This is a genomic window from Anaerolineae bacterium (assembly GCA_011176535.1).
In the GTDB taxonomy this organism is placed as follows: Bacteria; Chloroflexota; Anaerolineae; order Anaerolineales; family DRMV01; genus DUEP01.
Genome location: DUEP01000052.1, coordinates 18795 through 36894, shown reverse-complemented (window position 1 = coordinate 36894; position 18100 = coordinate 18795). Strand labels below are relative to the sequence as shown.

Annotated in this window: 16 protein-coding genes; 7 read left to right on the top strand and 9 right to left on the bottom strand. The window is 64.3% G+C overall.

What is annotated here, in order from left to right; genetic code table 11:
- Window positions 1–146 precede the first annotated feature (146 nt).
- The 8 genes from G4O04_06165 to holB form a co-directional block, all read right to left on the bottom strand.
- Window positions 147–359: a cold-shock protein gene (locus G4O04_06165; protein HEY58105.1), complete on the bottom strand. Its 213-nt coding sequence runs from the start codon at window positions 357–359 to the stop codon at window positions 147–149.
- 162 nt (window positions 360–521) lie between these two features.
- Window positions 522–1523: a HAMP domain-containing histidine kinase gene (locus tag G4O04_06160; protein ID HEY58104.1), complete on the bottom strand. Its 1002-nt coding sequence runs from the start codon at window positions 1521–1523 to the stop codon at window positions 522–524.
- Between the two features lie 17 nt (window positions 1524–1540).
- Window positions 1541–1732, bottom strand: a complete 192-nt coding sequence (locus G4O04_06155; GenBank protein HEY58103.1) for a hypothetical protein — start codon at window positions 1730–1732, stop codon at window positions 1541–1543.
- Window positions 1719–2417: an endonuclease III gene (locus tag G4O04_06150; protein ID HEY58102.1), complete on the bottom strand. Its 699-nt coding sequence runs from the start codon at window positions 2415–2417 to the stop codon at window positions 1719–1721. Before G4O04_06150 ends, G4O04_06155 begins: the two co-directional genes overlap by 14 nt.
- Window positions 2418–2422: 5 nt before the next feature.
- A complete protein-coding gene (locus G4O04_06145) occupies window positions 2423–3484 on the bottom strand; it encodes an asparaginase (protein HEY58101.1) in 1062 nt (353 codons plus the stop codon).
- 13 nt (window positions 3485–3497) lie between these two features.
- A complete protein-coding gene (locus G4O04_06140; protein ID HEY58100.1) occupies window positions 3498–4346 on the bottom strand; it encodes a hypothetical protein in 849 nt (282 codons plus the stop codon).
- Between the two features lie 4 nt (window positions 4347–4350).
- Complete coding sequence (locus tag G4O04_06135; protein HEY58099.1) at window positions 4351–6438, bottom strand: GAF domain-containing protein; 2088 nt, start codon at window positions 6436–6438, stop codon at window positions 4351–4353.
- A gap of 253 nt (window positions 6439–6691) precedes the next feature.
- A complete protein-coding gene (holB, locus tag G4O04_06130) occupies window positions 6692–7705 on the bottom strand; it encodes a DNA polymerase III subunit delta' (protein HEY58098.1) in 1014 nt (337 codons plus the stop codon).
- A 103-nt stretch (window positions 7706–7808) separates the two neighbouring features.
- Between holB and G4O04_06125 the strand changes: the two genes are divergently transcribed.
- Window positions 7809–8405, top strand: a complete 597-nt coding sequence (locus tag G4O04_06125; protein HEY58097.1) for an FHA domain-containing protein — start codon at window positions 7809–7811, stop codon at window positions 8403–8405.
- A gap of 94 nt (window positions 8406–8499) precedes the next feature.
- Here the strand turns inward: G4O04_06125 and G4O04_06120 are convergent, their stop codons facing one another.
- Window positions 8500–10197, bottom strand: coding sequence for a M3 family oligoendopeptidase (locus G4O04_06120; protein ID HEY58096.1), 1698 nt, complete (start codon window positions 10195–10197; stop codon window positions 8500–8502).
- A 102-nt stretch (window positions 10198–10299) separates the two neighbouring features.
- On the opposite strand from G4O04_06120, the gene G4O04_06115 reads away from it, so the two are divergent.
- The 6 genes from G4O04_06115 (at window position 10300) to arcC (ending at window position 18027) form a co-directional block, all read left to right on the top strand.
- Entirely contained in the window at window positions 10300–12018 is a 1719-nt protein-coding gene (locus G4O04_06115; protein ID HEY58095.1) for a hypothetical protein, read from the top strand.
- A gap of 51 nt (window positions 12019–12069) precedes the next feature.
- The gene (locus tag G4O04_06110) at window positions 12070–13314 is read left to right on the top strand and encodes a HAMP domain-containing histidine kinase (GenBank protein ID HEY58094.1); all 1245 of its coding nucleotides are present in this window, start codon (window positions 12070–12072) and stop codon (window positions 13312–13314) included.
- A 686-nt stretch (window positions 13315–14000) separates the two neighbouring features.
- Entirely contained in the window at window positions 14001–14792 is a 792-nt protein-coding gene (locus G4O04_06105) for an alpha/beta fold hydrolase (protein ID HEY58093.1), read from the top strand.
- A complete protein-coding gene (locus G4O04_06100) occupies window positions 14789–16021 on the top strand; it encodes an MFS transporter (GenBank protein HEY58092.1) in 1233 nt (410 codons plus the stop codon). Before G4O04_06105 ends, G4O04_06100 begins: the two co-directional genes overlap by 4 nt.
- 31 nt (window positions 16022–16052) lie before the next feature.
- Window positions 16053–17042, top strand: coding sequence for an ornithine carbamoyltransferase (locus tag G4O04_06095; protein HEY58091.1), 990 nt, complete (start codon window positions 16053–16055; stop codon window positions 17040–17042).
- A 43-nt stretch (window positions 17043–17085) separates the two neighbouring features.
- Window positions 17086–18027: a carbamate kinase gene (gene arcC / locus G4O04_06090; protein ID HEY58090.1), complete on the top strand. Its 942-nt coding sequence runs from the start codon at window positions 17086–17088 to the stop codon at window positions 18025–18027.
- Window positions 18028–18100 lie beyond the last annotated feature (73 nt).

Below are 18100 nucleotides of genomic sequence, written 5' to 3'. Positions count from 1 at the left end.
GACCTAACCTTCGATAGTGCATCTTTTTCTCTCCTTGGAGGATGGGTTGGTTTCTATTGTATCAAGGGCGTCAAGAGAGGGGTAGGAAAAAAGCCGCTCCGTGAGGAGCGGCTTTTGGCTTTGGGGGTTCGTCGTGGCCCAGAGGGCTACCCGATCACCACCACATTGGCGGCCTGCAAGCCCTTGGGACCCTGTTCGATGGAGAACTCGACCCGCTGGCCCTCTTCCAGGCTGCGGTAGCCGTCCATCTGAATGGCCGAAAAGTGAACGAAAACATCCTCGCCATCCTCGCGGCCGATGAAGCCGAAGCCCTTGGTGGCATTGAACCATTTGACGGTACCTACATAACGCTCAGACATGCTCAACTTACTCCTTCTAAAAAAGTGAACTTGGGTTTTTAAGGGACCGAACCCTCTCAACGGGCGACGCTTGCCACCCACTGAGAGGGTTCGGCTTGCCCTTACTTTGCGTTGACTGGTGTCAACGATGCCCCACAAGGGTATCATGCCCCAGAGGGGGCGTCAAGGTTTTTCGTCAAGTTGCTCCTGGGCGCGGGGGAGATGCACGGTGAAGGTGCTGCCCTGGCCGGGAGCCGTTTCCACTTCAATGCGCCCGCCCATGCGCTCAACCAACAAGCCGGCCACATGTAGCGAGAGCCCCCAACCGCGCTGGTCGCGCACCGCTTCCTCTTCGGAGCGGAAGAAGGGTTCGAAGAGGCGGGCCTGATCCTCAGGGCGAATGCCGATCCCCGTGTCCGTTACCCAAATCCGGATCTCCGGGCCTTCGGCGCGTACCCCCAGGGTGATGTGCCCTCCCTGGGGCGTGTACCGGTGGGCGTTGTCCACCAGCGCTTCGACGACCTGCGGCAGCCGGTGGGGGTCGCCCTGGGCCGGGGGGAGGCCCTCAGGCACCTGCCAGCGGAAGGTTTGTCCCTTGGCTTCGCACAGTGGGCGATATTTCAGCACCACAGGTTCGAGGGCTTCTTTGACCGACAGCGGCATGCGCTTCACCAGCAGACGGCCGGACTCCAGTTTGCCCATGTCCGAAAGGCGGTCGAGCAGGGTGACCATCCGCTGGACACTGTTGCGAATGACTTCCAGGAATTGGGCCTGTTGAGGGGAGACTTCCCCGCCCAGGCCCTTGAGGAGCAGGTCGGTGTAGCCCTTGATGGAGGTCAGGGGCAGGCGCAACTCGTGGGTGACCACCGAAATGAACCTGGGCACGCGGCCCCGTTCTTCTTCCAGCCGCCGCGACCAGTAGGCTTTAGGCACCACGAGAAACGAACCGTCTTCCAGCGCCCACACCAGCCAGAGACTGCCGTCCTGCAGGGTGACCTCCGCCGGGCCGCCTTGGGCGGGGAAGGCGGGCGGCCATTCGCCCTGGGAGGCCAGGGGCAAGGTGTGCAAAGTGAGGGTGACACAATCCTGGGGGGCGGCCAGCAAAATCTGGGCCGTTTCGTCCACCTGGGCCCAGGGAATGCCTTCCCAGGTCAGCACTTGAAACAGGGGGTACGATGCATCCATAGGGGTTGCCTCATGGTTCAGGAGGGGTTTCGGCCCATCCCGCGGGTCAGGGCGGTGTAGCCCAGCACCAGGCCCGAGACCACCATCAGGCCCGCCAGGGCCAGCACGGAAAAGAGAATGAGGTAGAGGTTTTCGGCCACGCTGCCTAATCCTACCGCAACGCTCAGACCCACCAGGGTGCGGGCGAAAAGAAGGCTACGTTTGTTCACGGCTGGTCTCCTGGGAGACAGCGGAAGGACAGAGGTCCTGTAGGGGGCAGCGTGCGCAATGGGGACGCCGGGCGGTGCAAATCTCGCGTCCCAGGCGAATGAGGTTCAGATGGGCGGCGTAGTAGGTTCCGGGCGGGAAAACCTGCTCCAAAAAGGCATGGGCCTGCTCGGCGTTCATCTTTGGAGGGCGCAGCCCTAAGCGCTCGGTGACGCGGTAGATGTGGGTGTCTACCGGAAAGGCCGGCTTACCCAATGAGAAAAGCAACACGATGGCCGCCGTTTTCGGGCCGACGCCCTTGAAGCGGGTGAGCCAGGCCCGCGCTTTCTCCGTGGGCCACTCGGCCAGGAAGTCTAGGGAAAGGGTGCCACGCTCGGCGGTGATCTGGCGCAACACTTCCTGAATGCGGGGGCCTTTCTGGTTGGCCAGCCCGGCCGGGCGAACGGCCTCGATGACCTCCTCAACGGGGGCGTCGCGCACGGCTTCCCAGGTGGGGAAGCGCGCTTTGAGCGCGGCAAAGGCGCGGTCGCGGTTGGTGTCGTTGGTGTTCTGCGAGAGGATGGTGGAGATCAGTTCGTCCAGGGGCGGCAGAGGATGACGCCAGTGAGGCTCACCGAAATGCGCCAGCAGGCGACGGTGTACCTCTAGGGCTTTGGGGCGGAGGCTTTGCGGGGACCACGGATCCATGGCGCTCAGGCGGGTTTCAGGGAAAAGGTGGGGAAGCCCTTGCCCACTGTCAGGCCGCGCCAGTTGGTCACCGTGACTTCGGGGCCAAAGGGGCGCAGGGCCGCGGGAATCTCGGTCAACACGCCCAGTTGGCGCAGGATCTCTAAGGCTACGGCGGGGCGGGCGCGGTTTTTGCGTCCGTCACCATCGGCGATCTTGAAGGCGATGCCCACGCCGGGCGTCCCTGGCCCCAGTGCGCCGGGAGGTAGGCCGATCCCCTGGTACCCTTCGGCGCCTCCCTTGGCCAGCACGCGCCCCTGCGTGGCTTCCATGAGCAGGGTGTCGAAACGCCCCGGGCCGCCGACCATGAACGGGTGCCGGGTCATGGCTTGCACGATGGCACGGGCGGCCGCGGCGCGTTGCGGCGGCAGGTCGCGCGGGTCCATCAGCCGTGCGTAGCCGTAGGCCACATGGTAAAGGGGCGTGGCGAAGTTGGGAGCGGAGCAGCCATCCACGCCCACCTGCACGGCCTCGGGAGGCAGGCCGCACATCTCGGCAAAGGTGCGCAGGATGCGTTGCTGAACCGGGTGTTCCCGGTCGATGTAATCGGCGGTGGGCCAGCCGTGCAGCACCGCCTGCGCCAGCATGCCGGTATGTTTGCCCGAACAGTTGTGGCGATTGGGGGTGGGCTGCTCTCCGCGGGCTTTGAGGGCCTCGGCCGTGGCCGCGTCATAGGGCGGGTGGGAGCCACAGAGCAATTGCGGCTCCTTCACGCCGGCCTTTTGCTGGATGCGCTGCACCACCGCCACATGGCGGTCGGTGCCGGAATGCGAGGCGCACAGCAGGGCGATTTCTTCGTCGGTAAGGCCAAAGCGATCCGGCCCGCCATCTTCCACAAAAGGCAGGGCCTGGAAGGGCTTAGCGGTAGAGCGCAGGTAGGTCACGGCCCAGGGATCGCCAACCGAGGCCAGCAGGCGGCCTTGGGCGTCCACTATGGCGACGGCACCGAAATGCACGCTTTCCAGGGTTTCGCCTCGGGTGAGGGCGAACAGGGGTACATAGCCGGGCACGGTGGTGGTGACGGGCATGGGGCCTCCCCGGTCAGGATTTAACTTTGAGGTAGGAAGAACGGTAGCAGGCTTGCAGGCCGTGGGCCAGGCGTTGCTGGTAGAGCGTGTCGTAAGCCGGATCAAATTCCCAGAGGGCCAGCAGTTCGGGCACCAGGTCTTTAGTGGCCTCCACGGGCGCCTTACGCGTGGTCAGGTCCTGGAGCAGGTCGTGGGTCCGGGCCAGGAAGTGGCGCATGTGGCGAATTTCGCTGAGCGGGGCCAGTCCCCCACGACCGGCGACGATCAGAAAGTCTTTAAACTCGTCCGAGAGCAGGTGGTCCAGGGTCTTCAGCCAGGGTTCCAACTCGGCCATGGCCAGAAACGGCGGTTCGCGCAGGGTGACGGCGTCGCCGACGAAGGCCACCCGCGTTTCGGGCAGGATGGCCCACAAGGCCCCCGGCGCCGGGCCGGGCATGTGTTGCAGGATGAGCGGTTCTTTCTCTTGCCAGTGGATGTGCAGTTCGTTGCCAAAACTGAGGTGAATCTGGCTCCAGCGCACATTGCTGATGGTGGGGCAGGTCTCCCAGGCCTCGCCATGCCGGGGGGGGTGGGCACGGAAGATGGCGGAGCGCGAGCGGAAGATGTAGGCCGTCTTTTCGTGCGCCAGGATGGGGCAGTCCATCAGCCGCCCCCCCAAGGCCCGGTCGGGATGATGATCCAGATAGACCAGCGCCCGTTGGGTGCTGTTGCCCATGCTGCGCACGGTGTTGCGCCAGGCGCGACTCTGGTCCGGGCAGGGGGGCGCATCGATATACACCGTTCCTCGCTGCATGAGCACCACGCCTACGGTGGCGCCGATGTACTCGGTGCCGATGAGCACGCCAGGTGCGATTTCTTGCATGCGGCTATCCTCCTGCTTGGGGCGACTGCTCCTCTTCCTCATCGGGTATGGGAGCAATCGGCAGGGTGAAGTAAAAGGTCGCCCCTTCGTTGGGGCGGCTGTACACACCGATTTGACCGTGATGGGCCTCCACGGCCAGGCGGCAGTAGGCCAGGCCCAGGCCCAGCCCTTCGGCGCCTTTGGAAGTGCTCGCCCGGGTGTACTTCTCGAAGAGGGTGTCCTGCTCTTCCGGCGGGATCCCGGGGCCGGTGTCGCGCACCCAGAAGCGTACCCAGCCCTCGGTTTCCTGCTGCGCCCCTATCCAGATGTGCTCGCCGTTGGGGGTGTACTTGCAGGCGTTTTCCAGCAGGTTGATAAGCACCCGCCGAATCATCTCGGCGTCGGCCATGACCAACGGCAGCGGTTCCTCGGGCAATTGCATCTCTATTATGTGCCCTTTCGATTGAATCAGGGGGAGCACGGCGTCCACCGCCTCCTGAATGAGTTGTTGCGGGGGGGTGGGGCGGGGTTTGGCCAGGGGTTGGCCGGTTTCCAAGCGGCGGATATCCAGCATGGTGGAGGTGAGCCGTTGGATGCGTTCGGCCGACCGGTGGATGATCTCCAGCACCGTGGCCGAGGTGCCGTCGCGCCCGTGGATGGATTCCAGCACATCCACGCCGGAAAGGATATTGGCCAAGGGCGAGCGCAGGTCGTGGTACACCATGGACAGCAGGTCCTCGCGCAAGGTCTCCAATTGTTTGGCTTCGGAGGTGTCGCGTAGAATCCATTGCAGCCGCGGCTGGCCGCTGACGGTCACCCGGCGCACATACACTTCCACGGGGATGGTTTGGCCGTTGGGGAGGGTCACCTGGGACTCGTATCGCAGAGGAGGGGAGGCCGGAATCTCTTTGAAGTCCTGGGGAACCACCTGGGGGTCCGGTTGGTGGATTTGGGTGATGGATTTGCTGCCAGCGCGGATGGTCTCCCAGCGGAGCCCCAGCATTTCTTTGCAGGTCTGGTTGGCTTCCACGATGTTTCCCTGAAGGTTGGTAATGATAATCCAATCCAGCGTATCGTTGAAGAGGGTGCGGTATTCTTCGTGGGCCTGTTCCAGTTCGGCAAACAGGCGGGCGTGGGTGAGGCTCACCCCGGCCACGGAGGCCAGGGCGTTCAGGAAGTTGGCTACGAAGGGCAGCCCCCCGCCTTGGGCCGGGTTGATCACCAGAATGACCCCCAACGGTTGCCCTTCGCTGTGGATGGGCACGGCGTAGCCCGTCCGTGGGGTAAAACCGGCGATGGGCAGCACTTTGAGCAGGTTTTGAGCCTGGACGGCCAGGTTGGGGCTCCAGAGGGTTTCCTTCTGCTGGAACAGGCGCTCCAGCAGCGACGCCGGCGGCGAGTAGCGTTGGCCGCGGGCCGAGCGAAGCACTTTGCCCACGGCATCGCGGAGCACCCAGGTCTGGCTCTCTTTTTCGTACAGATAGAGCAAGGCCGCCTCGACATGCAAACTGGCCTGCACCCGGGCCAGGATGCGGGTGACCACTTCCTCGGGGTCGAGGGTCTGAGCCAGCAACTCGATGCTTTGGGCCAGTTCCAGGCTTAGTTTGGCCTGCTGCCGGTAGGCAAAAGCGGTGCGCACGGCTAAGAACAGGTTGCCCAGGACGCTCCCCACCGCCTTCACCAGTTCGGTTTCCTCCTGTCCAAGGCTGTGAGGGGGGCGGCGGGCCAGCACGCCAACGCCGACAAGCCCCTGGCGACTGAGGATGGGGAACACCAGCGCCGAGCGCAGCCCTTGCAGGGAGGGCAGGGCCTCGACCCAGGCGTCCCATTGGGCATGCTCCCGGGTGTCGAGGAGCACCACGGGGGCTTTTTGTTGCAGCGCCTTCTGGGTGAAGACACAGGTCAGGAGGTGGTGTTGCTGGGCAAAAAGTAGTCGCTCCCCTGCTCCTTCGCGCCACTGGTAGCCCATCAAGGGTTCTCCCTCCTCGCCCAGCATTTGCAGCACCAGGGCGTTAAACGGGATCAGGCGCGCCAGGTGCTCGACCGCCTGCGCAAAGAAGGGGTTCTGTTCCACAATGCCCGTCAACGCCTGGTAAAGCGTCAGTTCCGGCATTCCGTGTTCTTGCGCAACGGAGCCGTTGGCGAGCGGTTGGGTGGGGGAGGGGTCGGTTGAGAGCGCCATGCCTGGATTTTTCCGGTTGCCCGGTGCAACCGGGGTGGATGAGTGCATCGTGCCCTCGCAAGCAGAGGCTGTCCTATAGCGGGCAAGGGCCCGGCCAGGGGGGCCGCTGTGCCCAACCGTTTCTCCGGTGGGACGAACCCCGTCAAGCGATGGCCGTTTCTTGTTGGAAGTATAGCATATTCCCCTACGGGTTTGAGGCAGGCAGGCGGGGCAGGTCAAGCATTAGGGCTTCCAGAATCAGCCGAGGATTGACATAGGCGTCCAGGTCTTCCAGACTTTGCAGCAGTTGGCTCACCAAAGCGTGGGTTTGGGCCAGGGTCATATGCTGCCGCAGGGCCTGGATCAAGGGGAGGTAATCCTGATGGGCGGCCGGCAGGGAGGGGTTGGCCGTCTGGAGGAGCACATCGCGCCAGAAGTCCAGCCAGGTGTGCAGCAGGGCGCGGATTTTGGGACGGTTTTCGCTGCCCTTTTTGGCCCACTGCTCGGCAAAAGCAAAACGGGCCAGCAGGTCGGTCTGCAAGAGGTGAGCAAGGGCCTGCAGGTGTTCCTGGCGCTCGTCGAGCAAAGCGGGGTTTTGGTGCCAGCGGAGGGCCATCCCTGGTCGGCCATGGGAGAGGTGGGCCAGGAAGGCCGCGCGTTCGGGCGGGACGGCGAAGCCCTCGTTCAGGGCCTGGGCCAGAGCGGACGGGGGCATGGGGCGCAGGCGGAGTACCTCGCAGCGGGAGGTGATGGTGGGCAGCAGTTCTTCGGCGCTGTGGGCGGTGAGCAGCAGCACCACATGGGGCGGCGGCTCTTCCAGCATCTTAAGCAAGGCGTTGGCCGCGCTGGGGTGCGCCTTCTCGAAGTGCAGCAGCAGGCCCACGCGGTAGGCCCCTTCATAGGGCGTGAGGTTGAGGTGGCGCTGGAGTTGGCGAATTTGCTCGACTTTCAGCACGCCCCCTTCGTCTTCGGCCTGCACCACGAAGAGATCGGGATGCTGCTGCTTCTCGATTTGGCGGCATACCCGGCAGGTGCCACAGGGCACGCCGGGGGAGGTAGGTTTCGGGCAGTTGAGGGCCTGGGCGAAGCGCAGGGCCAGCGTGCGCCGACCGACGCCTTGGGGTCCGGTGAATAGATAGGCGTGGCGCACCCGCTGCTGGCGGATGTGCCCCTGAAGAAGTTCCGTGGCCCATTGGTGTCCGAGTAGATTCCACGACATGGTGTTTCGATTGTAGCCCAGAGTAGGGCTTTCGGCAAGTTGACTTTGACGCAGGATTTTTGTACACTAAACCCAGCAGGTTTGAATAATTTTGGAGGAAACCATGAGCGGGTTACCGAACGCGCCACAATTTCGCTTGGCGGTCAAGGCCGGGGTCGCGGCTGGGCGGGTGTTCGAGTTGAATCAGGATGTGGTGCTCATCGGGCGCTCTCAACGATGCGACCTGGTGGTGGAGGAACCGGAACTCTCACGGCAACACGCACGGTTTATCCGTCAGGGCGGAGGGTATCTGTTGGAGGATCTGGGCTCCACCAACGGCACTTTCGTCAACGGCGTGCGGCTCACCGCGCCGCGACGGTTACAGCCCGGCGATGAAATCCGGCTGGGGCCGAAGACGGTGATGGTGTACGAGCCGGTGGTGTTCGATGCCGAAGCGACGGTGGCCGTGGAGCCGGCGGCGACGGTTCGTCCGGCCACGGTGCGCTCCGGCGCTCCCCCGCCGCGGCCGGATCTCCGGGTGGTGGGTCAGGTGCCGCCCGCCGCTGCAGCGGAGGCGCCTCCCAAAAAGCGCAACTGGCTGCTCATCGGCTGCCTGGTGGTGGCCCTGCTCGCGGTGTGTTTCATCGCAGGGGTGCTTTGGTACATCGATGCGAACTACCTCTGGTGTACGGTGTTCCCCTTCCTGGCGGGTTGCCCTTGAGAGAGGGGAAACCAATCCAAAGCCCGGATATCCATCCTCAGGGTGTCCGGGTTTTGTTACAGTTCCGACAGATTGAAGCAGGTGCCCGTGGGGGTCAGGCCAATGCCCGGGCTTCTAGTTCGTCTACCTTTTCCAGGAGGAGGGCGACGGCCCGTTGGAGCGTGTCGGCATCGAAGGCGAATCGCGCCCCGGCGGTGGCGTAAAGTTGGGGGAGTGGGAGGGTGTTCCCTAGCGCCAGCGCCCGGCGATAGGCGGCTACGGCCCCCGCCTGGTCTCGCAGCGCGTTGGCCCAGACCTGCACCGCGCCCAGTTGGGCCAGCCCGTATTCCACATAGTAGATATGTAGTTTCCGGTGCCAGCCCGTGGCGAGCACCTCTTCCCAGCCTTCCCAATCGACCCCTACCATGAAGCGCTGCCAGAGGGCGCTCCAAGTGCGATCGCAGGCCTGGGGATCATGGGCCGCCTGGGGATTTTCGTAGACCCAATGCTGGAAGGCGTCCACCACGGCCATGTAGGGCCAGAAGCGCAGGGTGCGTTCCAGGTGGCTCAGGAGGGCGCGGGCCGCGTCCCGGGGGCTGTAAAAGCCGCCGTGCTTTTCTTCCAGGTAGGGGGCGGCCAGCAACTCCATGCCCATCGAGGCCACCTCGGCGAACTCCATGGGCGCTTCATGTTGCGGATGATAGGGCAGACTCGCCGCCTCGAACACATGGAAGGCGTGGCCCGATTCGTGGAGCAGCGTTTGCACATCGTCATGGGTGCCCACAGCGTTCATGAAGATGAACGGCTGCTTGCTCACGGCCAGCCCGGCACAAAAGGCCCCAGGGGCCTTGCCCTTGCGGTTTTCCAGGTCCAGCAACCCCTGGGCGCGCATGGTGTCGAAATACCGCCCCAGCGCCGGATCAACGCGGTGGAAGATGGCTGCAGCGCCTGCCTGCAACTCCTTCACCGTGGCGAAGGGGCGCAGCGGGGCCTCACCGAAGGGGTCCATTTCCAGATCCCAGGGCCGCAGGCGGTCCACCCCCAGCAGGCGGCGACGCTTTTCGTACACTCGGGCCGCGGCCGGGACGACCACCTCTTCGATGGCCCGGTGAAAGGCCTTGGTGTCTTCGGGCGTGTAGTCGAAACGGTGCAATTGTTGCCAGCGGTACGCGCGGTAGTCCGCAAAGCCAGCGTTGCGGGCCATGCGCAGTCGCAAATCAAACATTTCCTGCCAGAGGGCATTGAGGGCCTCGCGGTCGGCCAGTTGCCGCTCGGCCATCAGGCGCCAGGCCTGCTCCCGGCGCGAGCGGTCGGCCTCTTGCAGCACGGGGCGCATTTGTGCCAGGGTGCACTCTTCGCCGTCCCAGACCACGGTCTGGGCGCCGATGATTTCATCGTAGCGGTTGCTCAGTTTGTGTCCCTCGGCCATCAACGGCAAATTTTCCTCGCGGAACAGCGCGGCGTCGGTGCGCATGTGGCGCAGCGGGATGGCCAGGCCCTCAGGCTCCAGCCCGCTGGCCAGCAGTTTTTCCTTGAGCCGTTGTTCGGCGGCCTCGATGTGTGGGAAGTCCTCCTCCAGAAAGCGATGGAAGCGCTGCCTGGCCTCCTCGTCGGTCGTGTCCTGGGCGGTGGCAAGATAGAGCCGGGTGGAGAGTTCGTCCACCGCTTCGCTCAGCCAGGACCAGTCCTCCAACCAGTCCTTCACCGTTGAGGCGGTGAGGGCCCGCTGCTGCAGGTCATGGTAGTGCGGCTCCAGGTCGGACCAACGCCAGGAGACCAACTCCTCGGCGGAAAGGGGCCATTGGGCAAACATAAAGCCTCCTTTTGAATGAGCGGTAAGTTCTCCCCCATTGTACCTTAGAGGCTGGATGCCGCGATGGTACAATAGGGGAAACTTAACCTCCTTTGAGGCCTTATGCGCCGCCTGCGTTTGTGTGGCATGTTATGTCTTGTTTTTCTGGCCGTGGCCTGTTCGGCCACCCCGGTGCATACCCGGACACCTGATGCGGATTTCAGCCGGGGCGTCGAGTTGGCTCGTTCGGTCACAGGAGGCGTGACGGCTTGGATACAACAGGGCACCCTGCAAGTGTTATACCCCCAAGGTGGGCGCCTGCTCCACTTGCGCTTACCTCTCCCCGGAGCGTCTGCCTTTCAATCCAGGTTGCCGGACCCCCAGGATGTGACGGTTCCCCAAGGGGCGGCCATCCTCCCGCAGGCTTTCGCCTTGCCCAATGCGGACGAGGCGTTGGTGACCCTGGTGCTCGTCACGGCCCAAGGGCCGCGGCTGTTCGTCGGCCGGCTGGGACCTGACGGATGGCGCGGCGCGCTGGCGTCCCTCAGTCCTCCCGGTCAGGCGGTGCGCACCTATCGGGCCGCCCTGACGGCGCAGGGCGATCTGGTGGCTTTTTGGACGACCAAGGATGGTCCAGACCTTTGGTGGCGCCGGTGGCCCCAGGGCCGACCGCACTCCCTGGCGGTGCAGGCGACGCGCTGGGCGTTGGCCCCCTTGCCTACGGGTGAAGTGGCCCTGCTCTGGGTGACCCCTGAAGGCGCGTTGAACCACGCCCTCCTCGCTCCCGAAGACGCCCTGACTTCGCCGGTGAATCTGGCCGAAGGGTTGACCTCCGGCGGTGGTCTTGTGGACGAACTGGTGGCCGTGGCGTCTGGAGAGCGCCTTTTCGTGGCCTGGGAGCAGCGTTTTGCCAGCGGATTGCAGGCCGGCACCTCATCCGTGTGGCTGGCCGCCTTCCCCTGGCGCGATCTTGGTGCCTTGAGGCCCCAGCGGGTGGCCCTGCCTTTGGCGGAGCATCCGGCGTATGTGCCGCTGACCGCTGGCCCGGCGGGCTGGTCGCGTTGGGCGGCGCTGGCCCCGCCTGGCCGGGGCAGCGACTTCGTGGCCGACCCCTGGCTGGCTCCGGTGGATGAGGGTCGGGTGATGCTGGCGGTGAGCGCTTTTCGCCTGCAACGGCTGGACCGCGTGGCCCAGATTGCCGTGGTGTACTGGACGCCCCACGGCATGGGTTATCAGGCGGCGGCGCGGACGCCCGGCTTCTCTCAGGCGCCTCAACTCTTGACGACAGCGACGGGCCAGTGGTTGCTCTGGCGCGAAGGGGCGGCCGGCGATCGGCTCTACCTGGCCTCCACCGATCCGCGCTGGCGGGCCGCCTGGCGCGCCACGACCTGGGCGGATGTGGGCGAAGGGTTGCTGCAGGGAACCATGGAGGCTTTGGTCGGTGCGGCGATGTTCCCCCTGGCGCTCTTTTGGCTTTTGCCGGGCGCTTTGGTGTTGGCGTTGGGCGCGCTGCTCCATGTGGGTGACCTCACCACCTGGGGCGGTCGGGCGATCTTTCTTTTGGCCTTTGTCGTGTATCAGGTGACCAAGGCGTTTTTCCTGCCCGGCCTGTTCGTCTATACCCCTTTTTCTGCCTGGTTTGACCTGCCCGGACAGGTAGCCACGGCCCTGCGACTGGGAGTTCCCGTCATCGTGCCTTTTCTGGGCCTGGGAGTGGGGGTGGCCTGGCTGCACCGCCGGCAGTTGACTTCGTGGGCCTTGCTTTTCCTGGTGTCCGCCGGAGTGGACGCTTTGGTGACCTTGATGCTGTACGGCGTTAACTTCCTCGGTGCGTTCTCCTGAGCCGGGCGGGCTTCCTGAGGATGTTTCACGTGAAACATTGAAGGTGAGGGTATGCCCTCTCGCATCCATCGCAAACTGGCTTATCTTGTCCAGGCGAGCATCGCGCTGAACAGCGCTTCGGACCCGCAGGCGCTGCTGCGTTATCTGTTACGCGTGGCGACCGAGGTGCTGGAATGCGAGGGGGCTTCGATTTTGTTGTACGACGAGCGCCAGCGGCAGTTGTTCTTCGTGGCCGCCACGGGGGCGCACTCCCTGGAGCGGGTGGCCGTGCCGCTGGATCGCAGCATCGCCGGTGAGGTCTTCCGCAAAGGGGAGCCGTTGGTGGTGCATCATGCCGAGCGCGACCCGCGCCACTTTTCCCGCGTGGGCCGGCAGGTGGGGATGCAGGTGCGCACCCTGTTGGCGGTCCCCTTGATGGCCCGCGGACGGAAGGTGGGCGTGCTGGAGGCCCTGAACAAAACCCAGGGGGCTTTCGGCGCGGAGGAGGTGCGCCTGGCACGCATCCTGGCCGCCCAGGCCGGGGTGGCCATCCACAACGCCCGCGTGATGGAGGATATGCGCCGCGCCTACGCCTCCTTGGCGCAGGCCAAGCGCGTCCAGGAGGAGATGCTGGCCCTGGCTTCCCATGAATTGCGCACCCCATTGGGGATCATTTTGGGGTATGCGGCCATCCTGCAACAAGAGGCCCGGGGAGACCAGGCCGAATTTGCCCGCGCCGTGGTCGATGCGGCGATGAAGATGCGCGCCATCGTGGACGAGATGCGCCATTTCGTCGAGGTGCGTCAGGGCAAGGCGGCTTTTTGCCAGGAAGTCTTTCCCTTGCAGCAGGTGTTGCGCCAGGCCGTGGACGCCGTGCGCGCGGCGATGCAAGAGAAAAAACTGCGGCTGGAGACGCGCTGGCCGCAGAAGGAGCGCCTCTGGGTGCGAGGAGACCCGGAGAAACTCCACCAGGCGTTGGCCCATCTGCTGGACAACGCGCTGCGCTTCACCCCCCAGGGGGGGCGGGTGCGTGTGCTGGCCTGGCGGGAGGGAAGCGAGGTTTTCGCCCGCGTGGAGGACAGCGGGGTGGGCATTCCCCCCGAGGAGTTGGAGGCCATCTTTGAGGAGTTCCACCAGGTGGAGGGTCACCTGACGCGCCGTTATGGGGGATTGGGTCTGGGGTTGTCCATTGCCCGCAATCTGGTGCGCCTGCACGGGGGACGCATTTGGGCGGAGAGTGAGGGCCCCGGTCGGGGCGCACGGTTCACCATAGCCCTTCCCGCGGTCGTCCCGCCGCAAGAAGAGGGGAAAAATTGACAAAATACCGTTTTACGATGGCGTTAACTGGAAACCGACGCGAAATCGAATGATTTTGTGAAATTTTGCTTGTGTGACGTCTTGTTTGGCGAAAATTCAAGTTGATGCCATAGGGGAGAGGGCGGGGTGTGTCTGCAAGGCGGCCCTAAAGAGGGCGTGGGTGTGTGTGGGCGAAAGATGGGAAAACTTGCTCGAAATGGGCGAGTTTTATGAAAATGGCCACTAATTTGATTATTGAATTCTGAAAATCGCCCTTTCTATGGATTGTTTTTGAAAAGTTTCCGCGCCGCGGTCGGGGTGGGGATCATGGGGCCAGCCCCAGGGGGCGCGATCCGGTCCCGGCGAGCCGCCCCTGCCCTGCGATGATGCCCCTTCGCGGTGAAACGGGGTGTCGCTCAGGGCGGCTCTCCCTGCCCTCACCTTTTTTTATTTTTTACAAGCCGCGTCAAAGGCCCGGCATCGTTTTGATGGGCCGCTCCCTGGTCGGCATTCGCCTCGGAGCCAGGGCTCTGAACATCAAAGCTACCCTCGGCCTTCGAGGTTGCTCAGGCCTGGCGTGATGCTGCCCCAAAACACCGTCTCTTTGACCAACAGCCCTTGCGTGCCCCCGTTTTTCTGTTTTTGCTCTGTTGGGGAGCAGGCTGGCGTATAATGGGGGATGAATCGATGGCCTTTGGAGAGAGTCCATGAGGACGCTGCCCGTGTTGATCCCCCGGGCCGAGCCGTTTTTCTTCCCGGCCGGGAAGGCAGCCTGCCTGTTGGTCCACGGCTTTACCGGCACACCCAAGGAAATGCGCTGGTTGGGCGAACATTTGCACCGCGAGGGCTTCACCGTGCTGGGCGTGCGCCTGGCTGGGCATGCCACCCGCATGGAGGACCTGTATCGCGTGCGCTGGACGGACTGGCTGGCCGTGGTGGAGGACGGGGGGCATCTGCTGCGCAGCGGAGGGTACGGCCCGGTGGTGGTGATGGGGTTGTCCCTGGGTGGGGCGCTGGCCCTGCTCTCGGCCACCTTCTTCCCCGTGGCCGGGGTGGTGGCCATGTCCACCCCTTATCGTCTGCCGCCCCACCCGTTGTTGCCTTTTTTGCGCCCTTTGAGCCGGGTGATACGCACTATGGCCAAGGAACCTTCCGACGCCCGGGACCTGGAAGCGCAGGCAGAGCACATCGCTTATCCCGCGCTGCCTCTGCACGGCGTGGCCGAGGTGCGGGACTTGCTGGCCTTGTTGCGGCAGCGGTTGGCCGAAGTGCGGGTGCCGGTGCTGGTGGTGCATTCCCGCGGCGATCAGGCCGTGGCGCCGGAGAATGCGGAACATCTCTTTGACGCCCTGGGCAGCGAAGACAAAGCCCTGCTTTGGGTGGCCAACAGTGGCCACCCCATCACCGTAGAGCCGGATCGAGAGACTGTCTTTCGTGCGGCGGCGCAGTTCGCCCGTCGCGTCACCCAGACTACCGGAGAGCAAGGAGGGAGCCGTTGAGCCCTGCCCGTTTCGTCGCGCACGCCCTGCGCGATTTCCTTCAGGACCTGTTCCGCCTCAACCGTGACCTGCGCCTGCTGGCCAGCGCTCTGTTGATTTGGGGGATTGGCGAAGGCATCTTCTTCTACTACCAGCCGCTGTATTTGGCCCAGTGGGGCGCTTCGCCCGAAGCCATCGGCGGCATCCTCGGCCTGGGCGGCCTGATGCTCACCCTGAGCCATCTCCCCGCGGGCTGGCTGGCCGACGGTTTGGGCCGTCGGCAGTTGATGTGGGCTTCGTGGGGGGCCGGTTTGCTGGCCGCCTGGTTGATGGCCCTCGCGCCTTCCCTCACCGTCTTCGCCCTGGGGGTGGTGTTTTACTACGCCTCAGGCTTTGTCATGGCGCCGATGAACAGTTACATCACCGCGGCCCGGGGGCCGTTGAGCGTGGGCCGGGCGCTGACCCTGCTTTCGGCCACCTTCAACCTGGGTGCCATCCTGGGACCGGTGTTTGGCAGTTTGCTGGTCTCCTGGCTGCACATGCGGGGGTTGTATCTGATTTCGGCCGTGTTGTTCCTTATCTCCACCCTCACGGTGCTTTTCCTGCGCCCCCAACCGGTGCACCCGCAGAGCAATTCGCTGGCGGCGTTGCGTCGGGCCCGTCCGCCCCGGGCCTTTGTGCTGCTCATCGGGTTGACCATGCTCACCGTCTTCGCCGCTTATCTGCCCCAGCCCCTGGCCCCCAATTTTCTGGTGGAACACCGCCAGGTGGCCCTGCCCGTGGTGGGGCGCCTGGGCGCCCTGAGCCGCTTGGGCCTGGTGGTGCTCAATGTGCTCGTGGGTGGGCTGGACCCCCGGTGGGGATACCTTTTGGCGCAAGGGGCCCTGGCCTCTTTTGCCCTGCTGGTCTGGCAGGGCCAAGGCATGGTATGGTATGCCCTGGCCTTCTTCTTGATGGGCGGTCAGGGCACGATTCGCTCCCTTTCGGCGGCCCTGGCCCGGCCCCTGGTCTCCGAGGCCCACATGGGTCTGGCCTATGGCTTGATGGAGACGGCCAACGGGCTGCCCCTGTTCCTCGCCCCTTTGCTGGCAGGATGGTTGTATGGCCGCTATCCCGAGGCGCTCTGGAGCCTCTCCTTTGGCGCGTTGCTCGCCCTGATGCTAGGGACCGCCCTCTGGCTGTTCCGGACCCCAGCTTTTGTCCCCTCTCTTCACACGGAACCTGCCCCTGGCGTTTCTCCGGATCGCTAAGGTGGTGATCTTTTTTTTCGGGAGGTGCACGATGATTACCCACCTGCGCGGTCGCGATCTGATCGGCGACCTGGACTTCAGCAAAGAGGAAGTGGAAACCGTCCTCGAAGTGGCGTGGGACCTCAAGCGCAAGCGCGCGCTGGGCGAACCTCACGCCTACCTGCGCGACAAGGTGCTGGCCATGCTCTTCTTCTACTCCAGCACCCGCACCCGCGGTTCCTTTGAGGCCGGCATGGCTCAACTGGGCGGGCACGCCGCCTTCATCGAGGCCAAGACTACCCAGATCCACCATGGCGACACGGCCAAGGAAATCGGCGAAATTTATGGGCGCTACTTCGATGGCATTGCCATCCGCAATGTGGATTGGGGCATCGGCAACCAATACATCAACGAGGTGGCCCGCTACAGCCGGGTGCCCGTGCTCAACATGCAGTGCGACATCTACCACCCCTTCCAAATCCTGGCCGACCTGATGACCATCATGGAGAAAAAGGGCCGCGACCTGCGTCGCAAGAAAATCGTGGTCTCCTGGGCCTATGCCGCCTCGTACCTCAAGCCCATCTCCGTGCCCCAGTCCCTCATCCTGCAAATGCCGCGCTTCGGCATGGATGTGGTGTTGGCCCACCCACCGGAGTTCGGCCTGATACCCGACATCGTCGAGGAGGCCAAAGCCCAGGCCCGGAAGTACCGCGTGGGCTTCGAGGTCATCAGCGACCCCAACGGCATGGAGGAGGCCTTCAAGGACGCCGATGTGATCTACGCCAAGTCCTGGGGGCCGCTGCTGACCACCACGGACCCCGAAGAGGGCAAGCGGCTGCAGGACCAGTACAAGCACTGGATCACCGACGCCGCCAAGATGGCCCTAGCCAAGCCCGACGCTATCTACATGCACCCCCTGCCCGCCGACCGGGACATCGAGGTCACCAGCGCGGTGCTGGACGGCCCGCAGTCGGTGGTCTATGACGAAGCCGAAAACCGGCTCCATGTGCAGAAAGCGGTCATGGCGCTGACCATGGGATAAAATAGAGGCCCTGGTTGCAGCCATCCCCTTCCCTGGAGGCGTCATGACCCCTCTTGCTGTGGTTGCCGTTGGCGGGAACACGCTGATTCGCGATCCAAAACGGGTGACCGTGCCCGACCAGTACGAGGCCGCACGGGAGACCATGCGGCACATCGCCGAGATGATCGCTGCCGGGTGGGATGTGGTCATCACCCACGGCAACGGCCCCCAGGTGGGGTTCATCCTGCGGCGCTCGGAACTGGCCGCCCATGAGCTGCACCCTGTGCCGCTGGACTCCTGCGGCGCCGACACCCAGGGCGCCATCGGCTACATGTTCCAAAAGGCGCTTTTTAACGAATTCAAGCGCCGTGGGATGGACAAACTGGCCGCCACCGTGGTCACCCAGGTGCTGGTGGACCGCAACGACCCGGCTTTCCAGCACCCCACCAAGCCCATCGGCTCTTTCATGGACGAGGCCACAGCCAGGCAGCGCATGGCCGAAGGCTGGCATGTGATGGAAGACGCCGGCCGCGGCTGGCGGCGGGTGGTCCCCTCCCCCATCCCCAAACGCATCATCGAACTGGAGGCCATTCGCACCTTAGTGGGCCAGGGGTTTGTGGTCATTGCCGTGGGCGGCGGTGGCATCCCGGTGGTGGAGAACGAACGGGGCGAACTGGAAGGGGTGGAGGCCGTCATCGACAAGGATTACGCCTCGGCCCTGCTGGCCGTCTCCCTGCAGGCGGACCTCTTCCTCATCTCCACGGCGGTGGAAAAGGTGGCCCTGAACTTCGGCCAGCCCAATCAGCGCTGGCTGGATCGGGTGACCGTGGCCGAGGCCGAGCGTTACCTGGCCGAAGGCCACTTCAAGCCGGGCAGCATGAAGCCCAAGGTGGAGGCCATCCTCTGGTATTTGAAGCGTGTCTTTCAAGGGCAGGCGCTCATCACTTCACCAGAACGCATCCCCCTGGCGCTGGAGGGCAAAACGGGCACCCGTTTTGTGCCGTGAGGCGCTTGGGGGCACAGCGAGAAGGCGGCGTATCGGGCGGCCAAGGCGCCGCCCGATTTGCTTCACAAATGCG